This window comes from Pseudomonas sp. GM33, from assembly GCF_000282295.1.
In the GTDB taxonomy this organism is placed as follows: domain Bacteria; phylum Pseudomonadota; class Gammaproteobacteria; order Pseudomonadales; family Pseudomonadaceae; genus Aquipseudomonas; species Aquipseudomonas laurylsulfatiphila.
Genome location: NZ_AKJO01000089.1, coordinates 18,092 through 36,740 on the forward strand (window position 1 = coordinate 18,092; position 18,649 = coordinate 36,740).

Consider the following 18,649-nt stretch of genomic DNA (forward strand, 5'->3'; position numbering starts at 1 on the left):
CTGTGCATCGCCGGTCGGGGAGATGAACGGGAGGCTATTGTTGTTATTTTTCATGCTGTCCTCACGGTGTCGATCAAGAGTCAGTTTTGCGCCGTCGTAGCGTTTTCCAGCAGGCGCAACCAGTTGAGTCCCATGATGTTGCGTACCTCGTCCTCGGCGAATCCCCGGTCGCGCAGGCCCTGGGCAATGACCGGGAAATCCCGGCTGTCGCGGAACCATTGCAACGGTGCCGGCCAGTTGGCGTTGTCCTTTGATCCTTCGCCGTAATCCTTGTCTTTGCTCCAGCGCCCGTTGCGCATCCATTCGAGCACTTGCAGGGGTTGTTGCTGGCACAGGTCGGTGCCGATGCCGATGTGTTCGACGCCCATCAATTCCGCGGTGCTGGCGACCATGTCGCAGAACGATTCCAGGGTGCAGCCCGACGCACCCTTGAGGTGGAAGGGGTACGTGCTGAAACCCAGCAGGCCGCCGGACTCGGCGATACCGCGCAATACCGCGTTGGACTTGTTGCGTTTGGCCGCGTGGAAACTCGACGGGTTGGCGTGGGAGACGATCACCGGGCGGCTCGACAGCTCGATGGCTTCCAGGGTGCTGCGCTCGGCGCTGTGGGACATGTCGATCAGCATGCCGACGCGGTTCATCTCGCGGATCACCTGGCGGCCGAAACGGCTGATGCCATTGTCTTCGGTCTCGTAGCAACCGCTGGCCAGCAGGCTCTGGTTGTTGTAGGTGAGCTGCATGATCAGCACGCCGAGCTGGCGGAAAACCTCCACCAGGCTGATGTCGTCTTCAATCGGCGAGCAGTTCTGGAAACCGAAGAAAATCGCGACGCGGCCTTCCTGATGCGCCAGGCGAATGTCCGAAGCCTCGCGTACCGGACGAATCAGCTCGGGCCAGGTTTCGAAGCGGCGGTTCCACTCGCCGATTCGCGACAGGGTTTCCCGGGCGTTCTCGTGGTAGGCGATGGTGGCGTGCACCGCGCTCAGGCCACCTTCCTGCATCTGGCGAAAGATTTCTTCGTTCCAGTGGGAATATTGCAGGCCGTCGATCATCAATAAGTCGTGCATGCCGATCTCCCGTTCAAGGTCGCACGTAGGTGGTCTTGACCACGGTGTAGAACTCGCGGGCGTATTGCCCTTGCTCGCGTGGCCCGAAGCTGGAGGCTTTGCGGCCGCCGAACGGCACGTGGTAGTCGGTGCCGGCGGTGGGCAGGTTGACCATGACGCAACCGGTGCGGGCCCGACGCTTGAAGTCGCTGGCATAACGCAGTGACTGGGTGATGATCCCGGCGGTGAGGCCGTATTCGGTGTCGTTCAACACGGCGAGGGCTTCTTCGTAATCGCTGACCCGGATCACACAGGCAATCGGCCCGAAGACTTCCTCGCGGTTGATGCGCATGTTGTTGTGACTGTTGGTGAACAGGGCGGGGCGCATGTAGTGCCCGGCCGGTTGCAGGTTCAGCAATTGGCCGCCCTCGACCAGGGTCGCGCCTTCGTCTTCGGCCAGTTGCAGGTAATGGAGGTTCTGTTCCAGTTGTCGGGCGTCGGCCACCGGGCCGATCTGCGTGCCTTGTTGCAGGGCATGACCGACCTTCAGTTGACGCATGCGCGCCACCAGCGCTTCGACGAAACGGTCATGGATGCCGTCGCAGACGATCAATCGCGAAGAGGCCGTGCACTTTTGGCCGGTGCCGAAGAAGGCGCCGTTCAACGCGCATTCCACGGCGATTTCAAGGTCGGCGTCATCGAGCACCACCAAGGCGTTCTTGCTGCCCATTTCCAGTTGGCAACGCACCAGATTACTGGCGGTGGCAACCGCGACGCGGCGACCGGTTTGCAGGGAACCGGTGAAGGTCAACGCGTCGATGTCGGCGGACTGGATCAGGCTTTCGCCGACTACTGCGCCACTGCCCATGACCAGGTTGAAGGTGCCGGAGGGCAACGCCTGGCGGCTGATGATTTCAGTCAGGGCCCAGGCGCTGGCCGGCACCAGGTTGGCCGGTTTGAACACCACGGCATTGCCGAAGGCCAGGGCCGGGGCAATCTTCCACGCGGCGGTGGCCATGGGGAAATTCCATGGTGTGATGATGCCGACCACGCCCACCGGTTCACGCTGGACTTCGATCTCGATGCCGGGGCGTACCGAAGCGGCCGTCTCGCCCATCTGGCGCAGCACTTCAGCGGCGTAGTAATGGAAGAACTGCGCGGAGCGATTGACCTCGCCGATGCCCTCGGCCAGTGGCTTGCCTTCTTCCCGGGAGAGCAGTTCGCCGAGTTCTTCCTTGCGCGCCATCAACTCGTTGCCGATGGCCATCAACACCTGCTGGCGTTGTTCCAGGCCACTGGCGGCCCATTGCGGTTGGGCGTCGCGCGCGGCGGCGATGGCCTCCAGCGTCTGTTCGGCGCTGGCCTGATGGTAATGGCCAATGAGGTCTTGAACATCCGAAGGGCTGTGGTTGGCGATGACGCCTTGGCCTTCGCACCAGTTACCGCCGATGTAGTTTTTGCAGGGTTGCAGTGCCATGGGAACCTCCGATTGCGTTGGCCCCATCTTGAGAGTATTACTCTGCAAATAAAAATTAATAATAAATATGAAATGATAAGGAAAACTAACCGTGCTGCCTGAGCTGAAGATCACCCAACTGCGCTATTTCGCCCTGGTTGCCCAGCTGAAAAGCTTTCACGGCGCGGCAAGGCAGGCCTATCGCACGCAACCGGCGCTGTCCCTGGCTGTGCGCGAGCTGGAGCAGAAGCTCGGCCAGCCATTATTCGAAAAGGGCGGTAAAACCGAACTGACGCCATTCGGCGAGCATTGCTTGCCGCTGTTCCAGGATTTGCTGGCGCATCACGACCGCATCGCCCGCGAAGTCAGCTTGCTGGCGCGGCATGAAATCGGTCAGGTGAGCATCGCGACGGTGCCGTCGGTGGCCAGTCGGTTGTTGCCGCATCTGCTCGCACGGTTTGTCGGCGAGCACCCGAAAATGCAGATCAGCATGCAGGATGGCAATGCCGACAGCGTCCAGCAGTTGTTGGTCCAGGGGCAGGTGGATTTTGCGATCAGCAGCGTGTGGACGGCGGACGAAAACATTGAGTTCGTGCCGATCCTGAGTGATCGGGTGGGCGTGGTCTGCCGTCACGATCATCCATTGGTGGCCAATGGCGAGGCCTTGCATTGGTCGAGCCTGCAAGCCTACCCCCTGGTACGCAATGGTACCTCGCGCTTGCTCGCAGGCACGGAAGCGGCGGGGTTGCTGGACAGCAGTCTGCTGTTTGTCTCCAACATGATTTCGCTGATCGCGATGCTGGAAGAGGGCATCGGCATCACGACGCTGCCGTCCCTGGCGTTCCCGCAGGGCAACGAGAAACTGGTGTTCCTGCCACTGTCCGAACCACGGGTGGAACGCCAGATCGGCATCCTGTGCCGCAAGGGGCACAGCCTGTCGCCGGCGGCAGCCGAGTTGATGGGGTTTCTCAAAGCGAACATGCAGATGGTCGAGCTGTAAGGTCAGTCTCCCAGTGGCGGCTCCGGGCTTTCTGTCGGTCGCAGCCTGAAGCGACAGACATGCCCGCCGCGCACCATGCACTCGCTGTGCTCGACTTCACCGCCGCCCAACGCGCCGATCAAGGCCAGGTCCAGTTCGCAGACCACCGGATGCTCGGCGGCCAGGCGATGGAACACGCAGTTATGCGCGATGATTTCCGGCGTGGCGCCTGAGCGAAAAAACACCTCGGCTTCGTAGCCCGCCTGGTTCATGTGCTGGACGATCCTGGTTTCGTCGACGACCTGCTGTTCACGGTCCAGCGCCAGTTTGCGGCCCATGCTGCGCATCAGCGAAGCCAGGGCTTCGGGGCCGATGATGGCGGCGACTTCGTCAATCAGCACGCTGGCCAGCAGCTGATAGTGGCGAGGGAACTGCTCCCGTGCGTGGTCGGTGAGCCGGTACAGCTGCTCCGGGCGACGCCCCGTCGGGCGGGTGTCGCCGCGCAGCACCAGGCCGTCACGCTCCAGCGCCGCCAGGTGTTGGCGAATCGCGGTGCGCGTAACGGCCAGGTGTTCAGCCAACTCGTCAATGCTCATGCCGCCGGCATGGTGCAGCAGCGCATTGAGCAGGTCTTGCTGTGTTCGGCCCAGTCCTTCCAGCATGGGATAGCCTCGCGCGATATCAGAACTTATCCGGGAATTGCTTGACCAGCGCGCCGGTCAACGCATCGGCCAGGGCCAGGATGTGCGTGCGCATCATCGCCCAGGTACGGGCTTCGCCGGCGTAATCATGTGCCGCGAACTCATCGATCTGGGTGATGTGGTGACCGCCATGGGCTGACAACATCGTCACCAGTGTCGCCTCAGGCAGATTGGGGTTCGCCGTGGCCAGGAACGCCGCAATCGCCTTGGCATTGCTGGTCAACTCGGTGACGGCGGCCTGCTTGCCCTTGGCGTCCTTGGCCACCGTGGCATCGCTGTAGTGTTTCACCGCGCCCCAATGGCCGGCAAGCAACTTGAGCAGTTGATCCGCCGCCGGTTGGCCGTAGAGCGGGGCGATGCTGTTGGCGATTTTGGTGGCGTTGTCGACCACCTGATCGGCTGCGACTTTGGCCTGTTTCTGATCGGCGGATTGATTGGCCAGTGCGTAGTTTCTGATCCAGAAAATGTGTTCGACCCAAAGGTCACGCTCGGCCAGGCGTGTGGTCAGCGCGGGGCTGTCGGCTGCGGCGGGTGAGGCGGCAGGCGTCTGGCTCCAGACCGGTTGCGCACAGAAAGCCAGCAGGAGCAAAGCCAGGGTTTTGATATTCATGACGGCACCCTCTGAGAGTGGGAACGTTCGACAATATCAATATAGGCATAAAAATATGTTTTTATTGGCTGGAAGCGAACTCTCGGATGAATGGCCATAGCCTGTTGCTGGAAGCGACTGGGGGCATAGGGAGGCTTTTTGTGGCGAGGGGGCTTGCCCCCGTTCGGCTGCGCAGCAGTCGTAAACCAGCTACATGCGGTTAACCTGAATACGCATCGTCTGGATTCGGGACTACTTCGTAGTCCAACGGGGGCAAGCCCCCTCGCCACAAAGACTGGTGTTGCCGTTACAGCCCTTCACGAAGAAGTTTGAGGTAGTCGGGACTTTCACTGATCGAGTTATGCCCCGTCCCCGGTATCACCTGCAACGACGCCACGCCTTTGGTGAAATGACTCAACAGGCGCTCGGTACTCGAACGCGGAATCACTTCATCATGCTCGGCCGCTATCAAGACCGTCGGCACCGTGATGCGGGCGGCGTATTGCCAGGACGGGTATTTGTCCTTCAGCAACCAGCGCACCGGAAACCAGCGAAACTGACGGGCGGCCAGCCCCTCGAGGCTGTTGTAGGGCGTGATCAACACCAGTCGCGCGGCCGGGCGCTGGCTGGCCAGACGCACGGCGACACCCGACCCCAGGCTGCGTCCGACCACCGCCACATGGGAGTGACTGGCATACACCTGGTCGAACAAGGTCAAGGCGTCGCGGGCGATGGCCTCTTCGGAAGGCGAGCCGGAACTGCCGCCAAAGCCCCGGTAATGCAGCAGATACAGCGCGTAGTCAGGGAACGCCTGGGTGAACCCGGGCAAGTTGCGCGAGACGTCCTCGGCGTTGCCGCCAAAGTAGATCAGCGCATTCGGGCCTTCGTGAGGCCGGTTGGACACCAGCACCCGTGCGTCGGCGACCGGCAGGGTGAGCAACGTCCCGGCTGCGCCGACGGCGCGCGGTTGCGGGTAATAGATCAGCGCCCGCTGAAACACGAACAACGCCAGGCACAGCGCCAGGTACAACGCAGCGACGATGACAACGAGTAACACCAGGGTGCGCGACATTCGACTAACGTTAGTGGGCGGCATTGACGGCTCGGGGTTTGAAAGTGGCTGGTGCCGCAGGGCCTTGTGAGTGTAGTCAATCGATCCCTGGCACGGGTTCTCCGCCGTGTCGGTGCAACAGGCCGGACCCGAACGACTGGTGAGAAGCGATTTATGAGCCATCCTGAGGGTTACACCCGTAGAGAAATTCTCACGCTGGCTGCCGGCGCTTCGGCGGTCTTCACGTTCGGTCCGGTGGGTGCGCAACCCGCGCCGTCGACGGGAACAGGAGGCAAGACCATGCAGACTCGCGCCATTCCTTCCAGCAACGAGTCCTTGCCGATCGTAGGCTTGGGTACTTATCGCGGATTCGACGTCGAGCCTTCGCAACCGGCCTACAAGGACTTGCCCGCGGTACTGGATGCGTTGTTCGACAAGGGTGGCAAGCTGATCGACAGCTCGCCGATGTACGGTCGCGCCGAACAGACCACCGGCGAACTGCTGTCGATCCATGAACCGCGCTCGCCGGCGTTCCTGGCCACCAAGGTGTGGACTCGCGGGCGCGAGGAAGGCATCGCGCAGATGGAGCAATCCTTCGCCCTGTTGCAAACCGACCGGATCGACCTGATGCAGATCCACAACCTGCTGGACTGGCAGACGCACTTGCCGACCCTGCGCCACTGGAAAGAACAAGGGCGCATCCGCTACATCGGCATCACCCATTACACAGCGTCGGCCTACGACGAAGTGGAAGCGGTACTCAAGGCCGAGCCGCTGGATTTCCTGCAGATCAACTACGCCCTGGATGATCGCGGCGCCGAGAAACGCTTGCTGCCGCTGTGCCGCGAACGGGGCGTGGCGGTGATCTGCAATCGGCCGTTCGGCGGTGGCGACCTGCTGTCCAGACTGAAAGGCCAAACGTTGCCAGGCTGGGCGGCGCAAGTCGGGGTCAAAAGCTGGCCGCAACTGGCACTGAAGTTCCTGCTGTCGCATTCGGCGGTGACCTGCGTGATTCCGGGCACCGGCAACCCGCGCTACATGGCGGAAAATGCCCGGGCCGGTTTCGGCCCGATGCTGACCGATGCCCAGCGTCAGCAGCTGATTGCGCTGGTGAACTAGCGCAACCGGCGAGTTGCGCAACCTCTCCTATACTGTCCGCGTCCATGCCGTTGAAAGCGCATTCGTTGCCCTGACGGCGTCCCTGTCCATCACTGCAAGGAGATCGAACATGGCTATCCGCATTGGCGACGAAGCACCGGATTTCACCGCCGAAACCACCGAAGGCACGCTCAATTTTCACCAATGGATCGGCGACGGGTGGGCCATCCTGTTTTCCCACCCCAAGGATTTCACCCCGGTGTGCACCACTGAACTGGGCTACCTGGCCAAACTCAAGCCCGAATTCGACAAGCGCAACACCAAGGTCATCGGCCTCAGCGTCGACCCGGTCAGCGACCACAACCGTTGGGTCGGCGACATCGCCGAGACTCAGGGCTGCGCGGTCAACTATCCGCTGATCGGCGATGAAAACCTGGTGGTGGCCAAGCTCTACGACATGATCCACCCCAATGCCAGCGGCGGCGCGCGTACGGCGGTGGACAACGCCACGGTGCGCTCGGTGTTCATCGTCGGCCCGGACAAGAAGGTCAAGGCCATGCTGATCTACCCGATGAGCGCCGGGCGCAATTTCGATGAAGTGCTGCGCCTGCTCGACTCTCTGCAACTGAATGCCAGGCACACCGTCGCCACGCCGGTGAACTGGCGGCCGGGCGAGGATGTGATCATCCCGACTTCGGTGTCTGATGAAGATGCGAAGAAGAAATACCCGGATGGCTTCAAGACATTGAAGCCGTATTTGCGGACGGTGGCTCAGCCGAAATAGTCAGTAGCAGTAATACCGCCATCGCGAGCAAGCTCGCTCCCACATTGGATCTCTGTCGTACACAGATCTTGTGTTCACTGGATATTCCTGTGGGAGCGAGCTTGCTCGCGATGGGGCCGGCCCTGCTGGCCACAACGTCTGGGTCAAACCAGATACTTTCTAAACCACCCCAACGTCCGCTCCCACGCCAGCTTCGCCGCCGCCTCGTCATAACGCGGCGTCGAGTCGTTGTGGAAACCATGATTGCAGCCCGGATAAATGTAGGCCTCATAGGTCTTGCCCCCGGCCTTCAACGCTTTCTCATAGGCCGGCCAGCCCTCGTTGATCCGCGTATCCAGTTCGCCGTAGTGCAGCATCACCGGTGCCTTGATCCGGGGCACTTCCTCGGCCGTTGGCTGACGACCATAAAACGATACGGCGGCGCCCAGTTCCGGATAGGCCACGGCGGCGGCGTTGGTCACGCCACCGCCGTAGCAGAACCCGGTGATGCCGACTTTTCCAGTGGCGGCAGGGTGTTTCATCATCCACTCGACGGCGGCGAAAAAGTCGTTCATCAGCTTTTCCGGGTCGACCGTGGCCTGAAGCTCGCGGCCCTTGTCGTCATTGCCGGGATAACCGCCGACCGACGTCAGGCCGTCCGGGGCCAGGGCGATGAAACCGGCCTTGGCCACACGCCGGGCCACGTCTTCGATGTAGGGGTTGAGCCCGCGGTTTTCATGCACGACCACCACCGCCGGCACCTTGCCGGTGGCCTTGGCCGGGCGCACCAGATAAGCCCGTACCTGGCCGTGGCCCTTGGGCGAAGGGTAGGTGACGTACTCGGCAATGATGTCCGGGTCGGTGAACTCGACTTGCTCGGCCAGTGCGTAGTTGGGGCTAAGCGCGGCGAGCAGGGCACCGGCGGTCAAACCTGCGAAGGTGAACAACGCTGCGCGGTCGAGAAACTCCCGGCGATTGATCTTGCCGTGGGCGTAGTAGTCGTAGAGTTCCAGCAGTTGCGGGGCGAAGTCTTTGGCTGTCAGACGGGTCATCGGTGCAACTCCTCTCGGCTGGTTGAACACGGACCCTGTGGGAGCGAGCCTGCTCGCGAAGACGGCGTCAGGTTCAGTATCCAGGTGTCTGACACACTGCTTTCGCGAGCAGGCTCGCTCCCACAGGGGGTAAAGGGTGAGGCTAAAATCTCATTTCACGCACTGCGCCCCAGCCTTCGCCACCTGCGCATCCTGCTCAGGCTTGACGCCCGACACCCCGACAGCGCCTATCACCTGGCCATCGAAAATAATCGGTACGCCGCCTTCCAGCGAAGTCAGCAACGGTGCTGACAGAAAAGCGTAGCGCCCTGCGTTGACCATGTCCTCATAGCTTTTCGATTCGCGCCGCCCGAGGGCCGAGGTGCGGGCCTTTTCGGTGGCGATATACGCACTGCTCGGTGCGCAACCGTCGAGGCGTTCGAGGGCCAGCGGGTGGCCGCCGTCATCGACCACCACTATGGTCACGGCCCATTGATTGGCCTGTGCTTCGGCACGGGCGGCTTTGATGATCTGCTGGACTTCGGTCTGGCTCAGCACGGCTTTGCGGTTCATGGGCATCTCCGGGATTCGGTTAAGGCAGGGCGGCTTCGACCAGTTCGATCCAGTGCCGCACCGGGGTCCGGCCCGCGCCGTCGAGGTGCGACTGGCAGCCGATGTTGGCCGTGACGATGACCTCGGGATGGCCGCTTTCCAGGGCATTGAGCTTGTTGTCGCGCAGTTGTCGCGACAGCTCGGGCTGGGTCAACGAATAGGTGCCCGCCGAACCGCAACACAGGTGTCCGTCGGGCACGGACGTCAGATTGAAACCGAGTCCGCTCAGCAGCGCTTCCACGGCACCGCCGAGTTTCTGCCCGTGCTGCAAGGTGCAGGGGCAATGGAAGGCCAGGCGTTGCGAGGCGTGGATCCCGAGTTTTTCCAGCGGCTCGTCGCGCAACACCTCCACCAGGTCCCGGGCCAGTTCGCTGACCTTTTTCGCCTTCTCGGCATAGGCCGGGTCGCTGGCGAGCAGATGGCCGTAGTCCTTGATGAAGGCGCCGCAACCGCTGGCGGTCTGCACAATCGCCTCGGCGCCTTTTTCGATGCCCGGCCACCACGCGTCGATGTTGCGCCGGGCGCGATCGAGGCCGGCGGCCTGGGCGTCCAGGTGGTAGTCCACGGCACCGCAACAACCGGCTTCGCGGGTCGCGATGACGCTGATCCCCAACCGGTCCAGCACCCGCGCCGCCGCGGCATTGGTGTTGGGCGACAGGGCCGGCTGCACGCAGCCTTCGAGCATCAGCACCTGACGTTCGCGCAGGGTCATGGGTCGCGGTTTGGCCGGCGGTGCATGGCGCGGCAATTTACTTTGCAGGGTGCCGGGCAGCAGTGCGCGGAACACCTGGCCGCCATTGACCAGGCTTTTAAACAAATCCGGATGCGGCACGGTCTGCCGCAATCCCTCGCGCAACAGGCGCTGGCCGAGCGGGCGCGGCACCGCCGCATCGACCACCGCGCGGCCGATGTCCAGCAGGTTGTGGTAGTCGACGCCCGATGGGCAGGTGGTTTCGCAGTTGCGGCACGACAGGCAGCGATCCAGGTGTTGCTGGGTCTTTTGCGTGACGTCGTTGCCTTCCAGCACCTGCTTGATCAGGTAGATGCGACCCCGCGGTCCGTCCAGTTCATCGCCGAGCAATTGATAGGTCGGGCAGGTGGCATTGCAGAAGCCGCAGTGCACGCAGGTGCGCAGGATGCTTTCGGCTTCTGCGGCGCGGGGCAGATGGCGGGCGCGTTCACTCAGGGTCGTCTGCATGGTTCAAAGCTCCGCGTACAGGCGTCCGGGGTTGAAGATGCCCCGTGGATCGAGTTGTTGTTTGAGGTTGCGGTGATAGCGCATCAGGGCCTGGGGCAGCGGCTGGAACGGGGTGTCGGTCAGGCCGTGACTGAAGCAGGTGACATGGCCGCCGACTTCGTCGACGACCTGGCGGATGAACGCCGCTTCGGCATCGGATTTCAACCAGCGCTGGGCGCCGCCCCAGTCGATCAACTGGCGCCCCGGCAGCGACAGGCGCGGTGTGTTGTGGGGCAGTGACAGGCGCCAAAGCGGCTGGTCTTCATCGAAGAAACTCAAGCGCTGTTCGTTGAGATCTTCCCAGTACGAAGCGTCCAGCCGTTCGCCACCGAGGCGCTCGTGGGCCGCCGCCACCGAACCATCACCGCCCTCGAGCCGCAGGTGCAGATGTGTGCCGTCGTGACAGGCCGCGCTGATCGGCAACGGTTGCTGGCCCCATTCCGCCAGGCGCAGCAAGGCGCGTTCAGGGTCCATTTCCAGGCTGATGCTCAGGACTTTCCGGGGTTTTGGCAGCACTTTGAGCGAGACTTCGGTGATCAGCCCGAGGCAGCCGTAACTGCCGGTCATCAGGCGTGACAGGTCGTAGCCGGCGACGTTTTTCATCACCTCGCCACCGAAGCGCAACAGCTTGCCTTGCCCGGTGATGACCCGCGTGCCGAGGACGAAGTCGCGCACCGAGCCGGACCACGGGCGCCGCGGGCCGGACAGTCCGCAGGCGATCATGCCGCCGACCGTGGCGCCGTCGCCAAAGGACGGCGGCTCGCAGGGCAGCATCTGTTGCGCGGCATCCAGCGCCTGGGCCAGCTCCGACAGCGGCGTGCCGCAACGGGCGGTGACCACCAGTTCGGTCGGATCGTAACTGACGATGCCCCGGTGCGCGCGGGTATCGAGAATTTCCCCGGCCGTGGTGCGGCCAAGAAACCCCTTGCTGTTGGAACCCTGGATGCGCAACGGCGTAGCGTTTTCCAGCGCCTGATTGACCTGCTCCAGGAGCAGTTGGCTGTCATCGAAATCTTCAGGGCCGCGCATCAGAAACGCTCCAGCTCGGGGAAGGGCAATTGACCGCCATGTATGTGCATGGCACCGAATTCAGCGCAGCGGTGCAGGGTCGGAATGTTCTTGCCGGGGTTGAGCAGGCCGCTCGGGTCGAAGGCGGCCTTGATGGCATGGAACAGGGTCAGCTCATCGCTGTTGAATTGCGCGCACATCTGGTTGATCTTCTCGCGACCCACGCCGTGCTCACCGGTGATGCTGCCGCCGACCTTCACGCACAGCTCCAGAATCTTGCCGCCCAGGTTTTCCGCGCGCTCCAGTTCACCGGGTTGATTGGCGTCGAACAGGATCAACGGATGCATGTTGCCGTCGCCGGCGTGGAATACGTTGGCCACCCGCAGGCCGTATTCGTTCGAGAGTTCGGCGATGGCGTGCAGCACGCCGGGGAGTTCACGACGGGGGATGGTGCCGTCCATGCAGTAGTAATCCGGCGAGAGACGGCCCACCGCCGGGAAGGCGTTCTTGCGCCCGGCCCAGAAACGTACGCGCTCGGCTTCGTCTTTGGCCTGGCGCACCTCGGTCGCACCGGCCTGTTGCAGTACCTGGCGCACGCGGTCGCAGTCATCCGAGACATCGGCTTCAACACCATCGAGTTCGCACAGCAGAATGGCCTGGGCCTCCACCGGATATCCTGCGTGGATGAAGTCCTCGGCGGCGCGGATGGCCAGGTTGTCCATCATTTCCAGGCCACCGGGGATGATGCCGGCGGCGATGATGTCGCCGACGGCGCGCCCGGCTTTTTCCACGGAGTCGAACGCCGCCAGCAAGACTTTGGCGGTCTGCGGTTTGGGCAGCAACTTGACCGTGACCTCGGTGATCACCCCGAGCAGGCCTTCGGAGCCGGTGAACAGAGCCAGCAGATCGAAACCGGGGGCGTCGAGGGCGTTGGAGCCCAGGCTCAAATGCTCGCCGTCGACCGTGAGGATGTCGACCTTGAGCACGTTGTGCACGGTCAGGCCGTACTTCAGGCAATGCACGCCACCGGCATTTTCCGCGACGTTGCCGCCGATGGAGCAGGCAATTTGCGAGGACGGATCCGGCGCGTAATACAGGCCGAACGGTGCCGCCGCCTGGGAAATCGCCAGATTGCGCACACCCGGCTGAACCCGTGCGGTACGGGCGGCGGGGTCGATGCCCAGGATGTTGTTGAAACGCGCCATCACCAGCAGCACGCCTTTCTCAAGGGGCAGCGCACCACCGGACAAACCGGTGCCGGCACCACGGGCGACGACCGGGACGTGCAGCTCATGACAGACGCGCAGCACCCCTTGCACTTCATCGATATGCCGGGGCAGCACCACCAGCATCGGCGTGGTGCGATAGGCCGACAGTCCGTCGCATTCGTAGGGCTTGAGTTCCTCCTGCTGATGCAGGATTTCCAGGCCCGGCAAGCGGCTCTGCAGGGCCTGCAACAGTGCCTGTCTGTCGACGTCGGGCAAGGCGCCGTCAACGCGTTCATCGTAGAGAATGTTCATGGGATCACGATTCTCGCTGGAGACCACTGACCTTCATCATTGGCCTGAGACGGCCGGCTGTCCATGGGATGTTTGTCCGCACGACGGACCATTCATTCAAAAAAACCACCGTCCCCTGTGGGAGCGAGCTTGCTCGCGATGACGGTGGCACAGTCGACATCTCTGTTGAACGTGACACCGCTATCGCGAGCAAGCTCGCTCCCACAGGTATGCGGCTTAAGCATAATCAAGTAGCGTTCGATTCAATGCCCGCCCACCACCATATGACTGAACGGCGCGACATAGGCCTGCAATGTCACCAGCCCGCCGACCAGAATCGCCAGCACAATCGAGTGGAAGAACACGTAGCGCAGGATTTCCCCTTCATGGCCGTACCAGCGGGTGGCGGTGGAGGCGACCACGATCGACTGGGCGTCGACCATCTTGCCCATGACCCCGCCGGAACTGTTGGCGGCGGCCATCAACACCGGGCTGATGCCCAGTTGTTCGGACGTCACCCGTTGCAGGCCGCCGAACAGCACGTTGGACGCGGTGTCCGAGCCGGTCAGCGCCACGCCGAGCCAGCCGAGCAGGGTGCCGAACATCGGGTAGAAAATGCCCGTCGCGGCGAAAGCCAAGCCCATGGTCGCATCCAGGCCGGAGTAGCGTGTGAGGAAGCCCAGGGCGAGCATCGCGGCAATGGTGATCAGCGAGTAACGCACCACCCACAACGTGCGCAGGTACTGGTGAATCAGTTGCGGGATCGAGTAACCCATCAACAAGCCGCCGACAATCGCCGCCAGCAGAATGCCGCTGCCGGTGGCGGTGAACCAGGTGAACTTGTACACCGCTTCCTCGGTTTTCGGCGCGGCCACCACGGGCGGGACTTTCTCGACCTGCAGGTGCAGGGTGGTGAAGGTCACGACCGGCGCAAACAGCGGGTTGGCCTCGCGCATCGGCTTGCCCTGCGGATCGAGCTTGGCGGCACTGGTTTGCGGGTCGATGGCAGGGCGGGTGTCGAAGGTGTTCTTGAAGCCCTGGGTGCCCCAGATGAACACGAAGATGGTCAGGATGATCCACGGCATCCACGCCCGCATCACCGCCGGTTTCGCCTCGTTCGCGAAGGTTGCGGTCGGTACGGGCTTTTCGTCGTGCTCGGCGTCGATCTTCGAGTTGTCGACCCGGCCGGACAGGGCGGCGGAGGTGTGCACGGTGGCCGGTTTCCAGACCTTGAGGAAACCGGTCAGGCAGGCCATGGAAATCAGCGCGGCGATCACATCCACCAGCATGGGCCCGTGATAGTTCGACACGAGGAACTGCGGAACGGCAAAACTGACCCCGGCCACCAGGATCGCCGGCCAGATCTCCAGCATCTTGCGCCAGCCGGCGAAGGCCCAGATCAGCCAAAACGGCACCAGCACCGAGAAGAAGGGCAACTGCCGGCCGACCATCATCGACAGCTCCATCTCATCCAGCCCGGTGACCTTGGCCAGGGTGATGATCGGCGTGCCGAGGGCACCGAACGCCACCGGCGCGGTGTTGGCGATCAGCGCCAGCCCCGAGGCGGCAAGCGGCGAAAAGCCGAGCCCGATGAGAATCGCCCCGGTCACTGCCACCGGCGTACCGAAACCGGCCGCGCCTTCGAAAAACGCACCGAAGCAGAAGGCGATCAGGAGCAATTGCAGGCGCCGGTCATCGGTGATGCGCGCCAGGGAGTCTTGCAGCACCTTGAACGAACCGTTCTCGGTGGTCAGGCGGTGCAGGAAGATGATGTTCAACACGATCCAGCCAATCGGCAGCAAACCGTTGGCTGCACCGAACAGCGCCGCGGAACCGGCCATGTTCGCCGGCATGCCGAAGGCGAAGATCGCGATCAGCAAGGCCGAGGCCAGGGCGAGCAGCGCCGCCAGGTGCGCCTTGACATGAAAAAACGCGAGGGACGCCAGCATCACCACCACCGGCACAGCCGCCATGAGCGTTGAAAGCACCGGGTTACCGAACGGATCGTAGACTTGCTGCCAGACCATGTTCCACCTCTGCTTTTTATTGTTGGACGTGCAGATCCCCTGGGGGGAGGTGGCCTTGAGTATAGGTGGCATTGCGCCGCTGTCAGGCCAGGCCCTCCGGTCCAGCGGAGCGGCGCAGTTCCGGGGCCTGAGCTAGCATGGCCAGTAGGGTTTGAATCCAGTCAGGGGAGCAATGCAGTCATGACCGAACGCCACATTGAACACAAGGAGACGTTATCGAACGGATGCAAAATCAAAGTCACCGCCGAGATATTGAAAGACGGTTCGTTGGGCATGTTTATCGGTGTCTACAAGCCGGACGGCTCGGTCATCGACGAAAACCACGACCCACGGCCGCACATGCTGGACATGGAGGCGGCGATGGATTGGGGAATCGATATTGCGAGGGGCACTGGCAATAGCCAGCGTACATTGTGAGCGGTTCGCGTCCGTGCCCGGGTGACGGGCGGTCGCTGTCAGAACCCGAACGAACGGGCCGAGCCTTTAGCCACCTCGACATCCAACAAATGCTCGGCCAACACGTCATTCAAAAAGCGGAACTGATCGTTGAATCCGACCACTTCATTGCTGAAGTGATGATCGGCTGAAGGGATCAGCAATGCTTCGAACTTCTCGTCGAACAGCAGAGTCAACTCTTTACGTGATTCGAATTTCTGCGCGTAGAAATTGCTGCCGAACAGCGGAAAACGCACGGCGAGGGAGACGGTGTGCATCATGATGTTTGCTCCTCGCTCAGGACGTACCAGGCAAACACACCCAATGTGAACGCCGTCAGGGCCAGGCAGGTCAGCAGATGGATCAGCATGAGGTTTCCCTCCGATTCGGGATTTCGTGTTGGCTTGGGATCGATCCTACGCTGACGGTGTGCAAGCGGAAGGCAATCGCGGCGATGGTGAATATCGACGCCAGTGATGGTGGTTTTTGTGCTGTTGATATGGGCCCCTTCGCGAGCAGGCTCGCTCCCACAGGTTCGTGGCCAACCGCTTTTCTGTGGGAGCGAGCCTGCTCGCGAAGGCGGCCTCAAGGGCGCCGCGACCTATACTTGAATCATGGTTTTCGAGTGCTGGACATCCCGCCCGGTGCACACTTCTGGAAGCCGCCATCTTGAACCTGCGTTCGCTGATCATTGCCGTGCTGGTGGTGTTGGCAGGGTGCGCCACGCCGCCCCGTGCGCCGGTGGAAGTGGCGCCGGTCATCGTTCCCGCCAGCACCTGGCAACAGGTGGACCGGGAGATCGTCGCCGCGTCGCAGTCGGCCACCGAACAGACCCGAATCTACGCCCGTGGCGCCATGGAATACTGGCGTACGCGGGTCTATGAACTGACCGAAGAGAATTTCATTCCGTGGTTCAGCAGCTACTGGACCCAGGAATGGCTGTCGATGAAGGTCAGCTGGTACACCATCAGCGCCAAGGGTGAGCAGGATGCCTCGGCCAAGCGCTTGGCGGCGTACCTGCTCGAAGCCTATCAGGAGAAGGTCCTGGCCCCGGTGGCGGCGGAAATCGATCCCGATGCGATTCTTGGCCTGGCAGCGGCATTCTACGTCGACATCCTCAAGGAAGAGCTGCAGAAAATCTCCACCCGCCACGGCGTGCCGATGGCCCAGCTCAACGGGCGCATCCAGAAAATCCCGGCCATTGCCCTCGGGCCGCCGCCGGCGCGGGACGCCTCGTTGTACCAGATCGTGCGCACCGAATCGTTGAACACATTGCCGGCCTACGCCGCGTTGATCGACAAGATCCACAAGGCCGGCGGTGACAAGGGCGTGGGCTCGACCGACACCGCGATGGCGCCGGTGGCCAAGCGCGCCAGCCAGCGCATGGAAGCCGAGATGGCCCCGCGCGGGGCCGCCAGTGCCGTGGCCGCCGCTGCCGGGAAACTCGCCGGCGGATTGATCACCGTCGGTGTGGCGGCCATTCGCGCGATTATTCAGGCCAATGACAGGCCCGACAGCGAGGCGCTGATCCGCAGCAGCCTGGGCAACACCTTCGACAAGGCCTGGATCAAGCTGGTGCAAAACCCGACCACCGGCGTCATGGCCGGCACGCTTTACATGGCGGGGCAGATCGAAGGGAATCTGGGCGGCGGTGCACAACCGCCGGTCGGTTTGAGTGCGGGCACTGTCGATTGGACGCCGGCGCAACCGACTACCCAGCAGAACACCCCATGACCCAAGGAGAAACACTCATGTCTTATGTCGATGGTTTTATCGCTGCCGTACCCACCGCCCACCGTGGGCAATACCTCAAACACGCCCAGATCGCCGCTTCGGTCTTCAAGGAAAACGGCGCCTTGAGCGTGGTCGAATGCTGGGGCGAGGACGTACCGGAAGGCAAGGTCACCTCGTTCCCGATGTCGGTGAAGCTCAAGGAGGGCGAAACCGTTGCTTTTGGCTGGATCATCTGGCCGGACAAGGCCACCCGCAATGCCGGGATGGATAAGATGATGCAGGACCCGCGCATGAAGCCGGACGTCAATCCGATGCCCTTCGATGGCCAGCGCATGGTGTACGGCGGGTTTGAAGTACTTCTCACGGCTTGATGCCGGACACGGGATCACTCCGGCGTCGGGGTGATCCTGCAACTCTTGCGCTGGCGGATCTCGTCATCCGTCGGCCGCTCGTGGATGAACTCGAAGCGCGGTTCACCTTCGCTGTAATGCACCAGCCAGCCCCACTCCAGCTGGAGTTCATCCTGTCCTGGCGCGGGCGGTCTGGCCCACCATGGCTCTTTGCTGATGATCTGTCGCATGGTCCCCCTCCGGTTTCGGGATGCCAAAACTATAACGCGCCTGGTGGACGTTGCCAGAAATCCGCTGGCCGGCAGGCGGCTGTTGAGTACACTCAGACAGTCTTCCCACAAGGAGTGCGGCATGAACGACGAAACCCGCGAGCCGATCAAGCGGCTGTTCTTTGCGCTGGACTGCGCCCCGGCCCAGCGCCGGGAGATCGCCCAGTGGCGCAGCGTGCTGCAGCTGCGCAACGGACGACCGGTGCCGGCGGACAACTTTCACCTGACGCTGAAGTTTTTGGGCGCGGTGGGTGTGGCGCAGATCGCCGAGCTCTGCACCGCAGCGGGGGCCATCCGCACGCCGGGCGAGCGCTTGACGGTGGTGCTTGACCGGCTGGACGTATGGCGCAGGGCAGGGGCGTTGGTGCTCGCGCCGCAGCAGGCGCCCCCGGCATTGCTGCGTCTGGTCTATGCCCTGGAACAGGCGATGTTGCCGTTCGGGCTGGAGGAGGCCCCAAGGGAATATCGCCCGCACCTGACCCTGGCGCGGGACTATCGGGCGCCGGTGCCGGAGTCCCCGACCGCGCCACAATTCTTCCTGCGTGCCGACCGGTTCACCCTGTTCGAATCCCACAAGGGCCGTTATCGGGCACTGGCCGAATGGCCGTTGATTGATCCCCCATAAAAAAAGGCGCCCGAGGGCGCCAAATTCACCTGAACCGAGGGAGCCAGGTGAGGCCGTTCTACTTGCAGGAGAGGCAGCGGTGGTAAGGCGCTGCGTGAACGGAAATTGGTAGGGCTGAAATGTGTGCTGGATGTTCTGG

At 62.6% G+C, this 18,649-nt stretch carries 20 protein-coding genes; 7 read left to right on the forward strand and 13 right to left on the reverse strand.

Translation table 11 applies throughout. The annotated features are described in order from the left end of the window. Window positions 1–80 precede the first annotated feature (80 nt). Both PMI26_RS13705 and PMI26_RS13700 read right to left on the reverse strand, forming a co-directional pair. Window positions 81–1,067: a dipeptidase gene (locus PMI26_RS13705; protein ID WP_007975232.1), complete on the reverse strand. Its 987-nt coding sequence runs from the start codon at window positions 1,065–1,067 to the stop codon at window positions 81–83. 13 nt (window positions 1,068–1,080) lie between these two features. After that, a complete protein-coding gene (locus PMI26_RS13700; RefSeq protein ID WP_007975233.1) occupies window positions 1,081–2,523 on the reverse strand; it encodes an aldehyde dehydrogenase family protein in 1,443 nt (480 codons plus the stop codon). Window positions 2,524–2,614: 91 nt separating this feature from the next. Here PMI26_RS13700 and PMI26_RS13695 point away from each other — a divergent pair, with 91 nt between their 5' ends. Next, a complete protein-coding gene (locus tag PMI26_RS13695) occupies window positions 2,615–3,502 on the forward strand; it encodes a LysR family transcriptional regulator (protein ID WP_007975234.1) in 888 nt (295 codons plus the stop codon). A gap of 2 nt (window positions 3,503–3,504) precedes the next feature. On the opposite strand, the gene PMI26_RS13690 is transcribed toward PMI26_RS13695, so the two are convergent. The 3 genes from PMI26_RS13690 to PMI26_RS13680 all read right to left on the reverse strand — a co-directional run bounded on the left by PMI26_RS13690 (window position 3,505) and on the right by PMI26_RS13680 (window position 5,867). Next, entirely contained in the window at window positions 3,505–4,143 is a 639-nt protein-coding gene (locus PMI26_RS13690) for a helix-turn-helix transcriptional regulator (RefSeq protein ID WP_007975235.1), read from the reverse strand. 19 nt (window positions 4,144–4,162) lie between these two features. After that, complete coding sequence (locus PMI26_RS13685) at window positions 4,163–4,792, reverse strand: hypothetical protein (protein WP_007975236.1); 630 nt, start codon at window positions 4,790–4,792, stop codon at window positions 4,163–4,165. A 286-nt stretch (window positions 4,793–5,078) separates the two neighbouring features. Then, window positions 5,079–5,867: an alpha/beta hydrolase gene (locus tag PMI26_RS13680; protein WP_007975237.1), complete on the reverse strand. Its 789-nt coding sequence runs from the start codon at window positions 5,865–5,867 to the stop codon at window positions 5,079–5,081. Window positions 5,868–5,996: 129 nt separating this feature from the next. Between PMI26_RS13680 and PMI26_RS13675 the strand changes: the two genes are divergently transcribed. Next, the gene (locus PMI26_RS13675) at window positions 5,997–6,941 is read left to right on the forward strand and encodes an aldo/keto reductase (protein WP_162831818.1); all 945 of its coding nucleotides are present in this window, start codon (window positions 5,997–5,999) and stop codon (window positions 6,939–6,941) included. A gap of 109 nt (window positions 6,942–7,050) precedes the next feature. Then, complete coding sequence (locus PMI26_RS13670; protein WP_007975239.1) at window positions 7,051–7,704, forward strand: peroxiredoxin; 654 nt, start codon at window positions 7,051–7,053, stop codon at window positions 7,702–7,704. A gap of 143 nt (window positions 7,705–7,847) precedes the next feature. On the opposite strand, the gene yghX is transcribed toward PMI26_RS13670, so the two are convergent. From yghX to PMI26_RS13640, 6 genes are all read right to left on the reverse strand, one after another. After that, window positions 7,848–8,735: a YghX family hydrolase gene (gene yghX / locus PMI26_RS13665; protein WP_007975240.1), complete on the reverse strand. Its 888-nt coding sequence runs from the start codon at window positions 8,733–8,735 to the stop codon at window positions 7,848–7,850. Window positions 8,736–8,885: 150 nt separating this feature from the next. Further along, window positions 8,886–9,287 (reverse strand): heme-binding protein, encoded by a 402-nt coding sequence (locus PMI26_RS13660; RefSeq protein WP_007975241.1) that lies wholly within the window; start codon window positions 9,285–9,287, stop codon window positions 8,886–8,888. 19 nt (window positions 9,288–9,306) lie between these two features. Then, entirely contained in the window at window positions 9,307–10,524 is a 1,218-nt protein-coding gene (glcF, locus tag PMI26_RS13655) for a glycolate oxidase subunit GlcF (protein ID WP_007975242.1), read from the reverse strand. A 3-nt stretch (window positions 10,525–10,527) separates the two neighbouring features. Then, window positions 10,528–11,592 carry a glycolate oxidase subunit GlcE gene (gene glcE / locus PMI26_RS13650; RefSeq protein ID WP_007975243.1) on the reverse strand — a complete coding sequence of 355 codons (1,065 nt, stop codon included), beginning with the start codon at window positions 11,590–11,592 and terminating at the stop codon, window positions 10,528–10,530. Then, entirely contained in the window at window positions 11,592–13,091 is a 1,500-nt protein-coding gene (gene glcD, locus PMI26_RS13645) for a glycolate oxidase subunit GlcD (protein WP_007975244.1), read from the reverse strand. Before glcD ends, glcE begins: the two co-directional genes overlap by 1 nt. 242 nt (window positions 13,092–13,333) lie before the next feature. Continuing rightward, entirely contained in the window at window positions 13,334–15,097 is a 1,764-nt protein-coding gene (locus PMI26_RS13640; protein ID WP_007975245.1) for an L-lactate permease, read from the reverse strand. Window positions 15,098–15,277: 180 nt separating this feature from the next. Between PMI26_RS13640 and PMI26_RS13635 the strand changes: the two genes are divergently transcribed. Continuing rightward, window positions 15,278–15,514 (forward strand): hypothetical protein, encoded by a 237-nt coding sequence (locus PMI26_RS13635; protein WP_007975246.1) that lies wholly within the window; start codon window positions 15,278–15,280, stop codon window positions 15,512–15,514. A 38-nt stretch (window positions 15,515–15,552) separates the two neighbouring features. Here the strand turns inward: PMI26_RS13635 and PMI26_RS13630 are convergent, their stop codons facing one another. Further along, a complete protein-coding gene (locus PMI26_RS13630) occupies window positions 15,553–15,813 on the reverse strand; it encodes a hypothetical protein (protein WP_007975247.1) in 261 nt (86 codons plus the stop codon). Window positions 15,814–16,201: 388 nt separating this feature from the next. Between PMI26_RS13630 and PMI26_RS13625 the strand changes: the two genes are divergently transcribed. Beyond that, a complete protein-coding gene (locus PMI26_RS13625; RefSeq protein WP_007975249.1) occupies window positions 16,202–17,266 on the forward strand; it encodes a hypothetical protein in 1,065 nt (354 codons plus the stop codon). Window positions 17,267–17,283: 17 nt separating this feature from the next. Then, window positions 17,284–17,637, forward strand: a complete 354-nt coding sequence (locus PMI26_RS13620) for a DUF1428 domain-containing protein (RefSeq protein WP_007975250.1) — start codon at window positions 17,284–17,286, stop codon at window positions 17,635–17,637. 14 nt (window positions 17,638–17,651) lie between these two features. Here the strand turns inward: PMI26_RS13620 and PMI26_RS13615 are convergent, their stop codons facing one another. Beyond that, window positions 17,652–17,846 carry a hypothetical protein gene (locus PMI26_RS13615; RefSeq protein ID WP_007975251.1) on the reverse strand — a complete coding sequence of 65 codons (195 nt, stop codon included), beginning with the start codon at window positions 17,844–17,846 and terminating at the stop codon, window positions 17,652–17,654. 121 nt (window positions 17,847–17,967) lie between these two features. Here PMI26_RS13615 and thpR point away from each other — a divergent pair, with 121 nt between their 5' ends. Further along, entirely contained in the window at window positions 17,968–18,510 is a 543-nt protein-coding gene (gene thpR / locus PMI26_RS13610) for an RNA 2',3'-cyclic phosphodiesterase (RefSeq protein ID WP_007975252.1), read from the forward strand. Window positions 18,511–18,649 lie beyond the last annotated feature (139 nt).

Coding starts and splice junctions, on each gene's coding strand:
- PMI26_RS13630 (WP_007975247.1), bottom strand. CDS start 15,813: ATGATGCACACCGTCTCCCTCGCCGTGCGTTTTCCGCTGTTCGGCAGC.
- PMI26_RS13690 (WP_007975235.1), bottom strand. CDS start 4,143: ATGCTGGAAGGACTGGGCCGAACACAGCAAGACCTGCTCAATGCGCTG.
- PMI26_RS13700 (WP_007975233.1), bottom strand. CDS start 2,523: ATGGCACTGCAACCCTGCAAAAACTACATCGGCGGTAACTGGTGCGAA.
- glcE (WP_007975243.1), bottom strand. CDS start 11,592: ATGCGCGGCCCTGAAGATTTCGATGACAGCCAACTGCTCCTGGAGCAG.
- PMI26_RS13675 (WP_162831818.1), top strand. CDS start 5,997: ATGAGCCATCCTGAGGGTTACACCCGTAGAGAAATTCTCACGCTGGCT.
- PMI26_RS13685 (WP_007975236.1), bottom strand. CDS start 4,792: ATGAATATCAAAACCCTGGCTTTGCTCCTGCTGGCTTTCTGTGCGCAA.
- PMI26_RS13680 (WP_007975237.1), bottom strand. CDS start 5,867: ATGCCGCCCACTAACGTTAGTCGAATGTCGCGCACCCTGGTGTTACTC.
- PMI26_RS13640 (WP_007975245.1), bottom strand. CDS start 15,097: ATGGTCTGGCAGCAAGTCTACGATCCGTTCGGTAACCCGGTGCTTTCA.
- glcD (WP_007975244.1), bottom strand. CDS start 13,091: ATGAACATTCTCTACGATGAACGCGTTGACGGCGCCTTGCCCGACGTC.
- PMI26_RS13670 (WP_007975239.1), top strand. CDS start 7,051: ATGGCTATCCGCATTGGCGACGAAGCACCGGATTTCACCGCCGAAACC.
- PMI26_RS13620 (WP_007975250.1), top strand. CDS start 17,284: ATGTCTTATGTCGATGGTTTTATCGCTGCCGTACCCACCGCCCACCGT.
- PMI26_RS13705 (WP_007975232.1), bottom strand. CDS start 1,067: ATGCACGACTTATTGATGATCGACGGCCTGCAATATTCCCACTGGAAC.
- PMI26_RS13635 (WP_007975246.1), top strand. CDS start 15,278: ATGACCGAACGCCACATTGAACACAAGGAGACGTTATCGAACGGATGC.
- glcF (WP_007975242.1), bottom strand. CDS start 10,524: ATGCAGACGACCCTGAGTGAACGCGCCCGCCATCTGCCCCGCGCCGCA.
- PMI26_RS13660 (WP_007975241.1), bottom strand. CDS start 9,287: ATGAACCGCAAAGCCGTGCTGAGCCAGACCGAAGTCCAGCAGATCATC.
- thpR (WP_007975252.1), top strand. CDS start 17,968: ATGAACGACGAAACCCGCGAGCCGATCAAGCGGCTGTTCTTTGCGCTG.
- yghX (WP_007975240.1), bottom strand. CDS start 8,735: ATGACCCGTCTGACAGCCAAAGACTTCGCCCCGCAACTGCTGGAACTC.
- PMI26_RS13615 (WP_007975251.1), bottom strand. CDS start 17,846: ATGCGACAGATCATCAGCAAAGAGCCATGGTGGGCCAGACCGCCCGCG.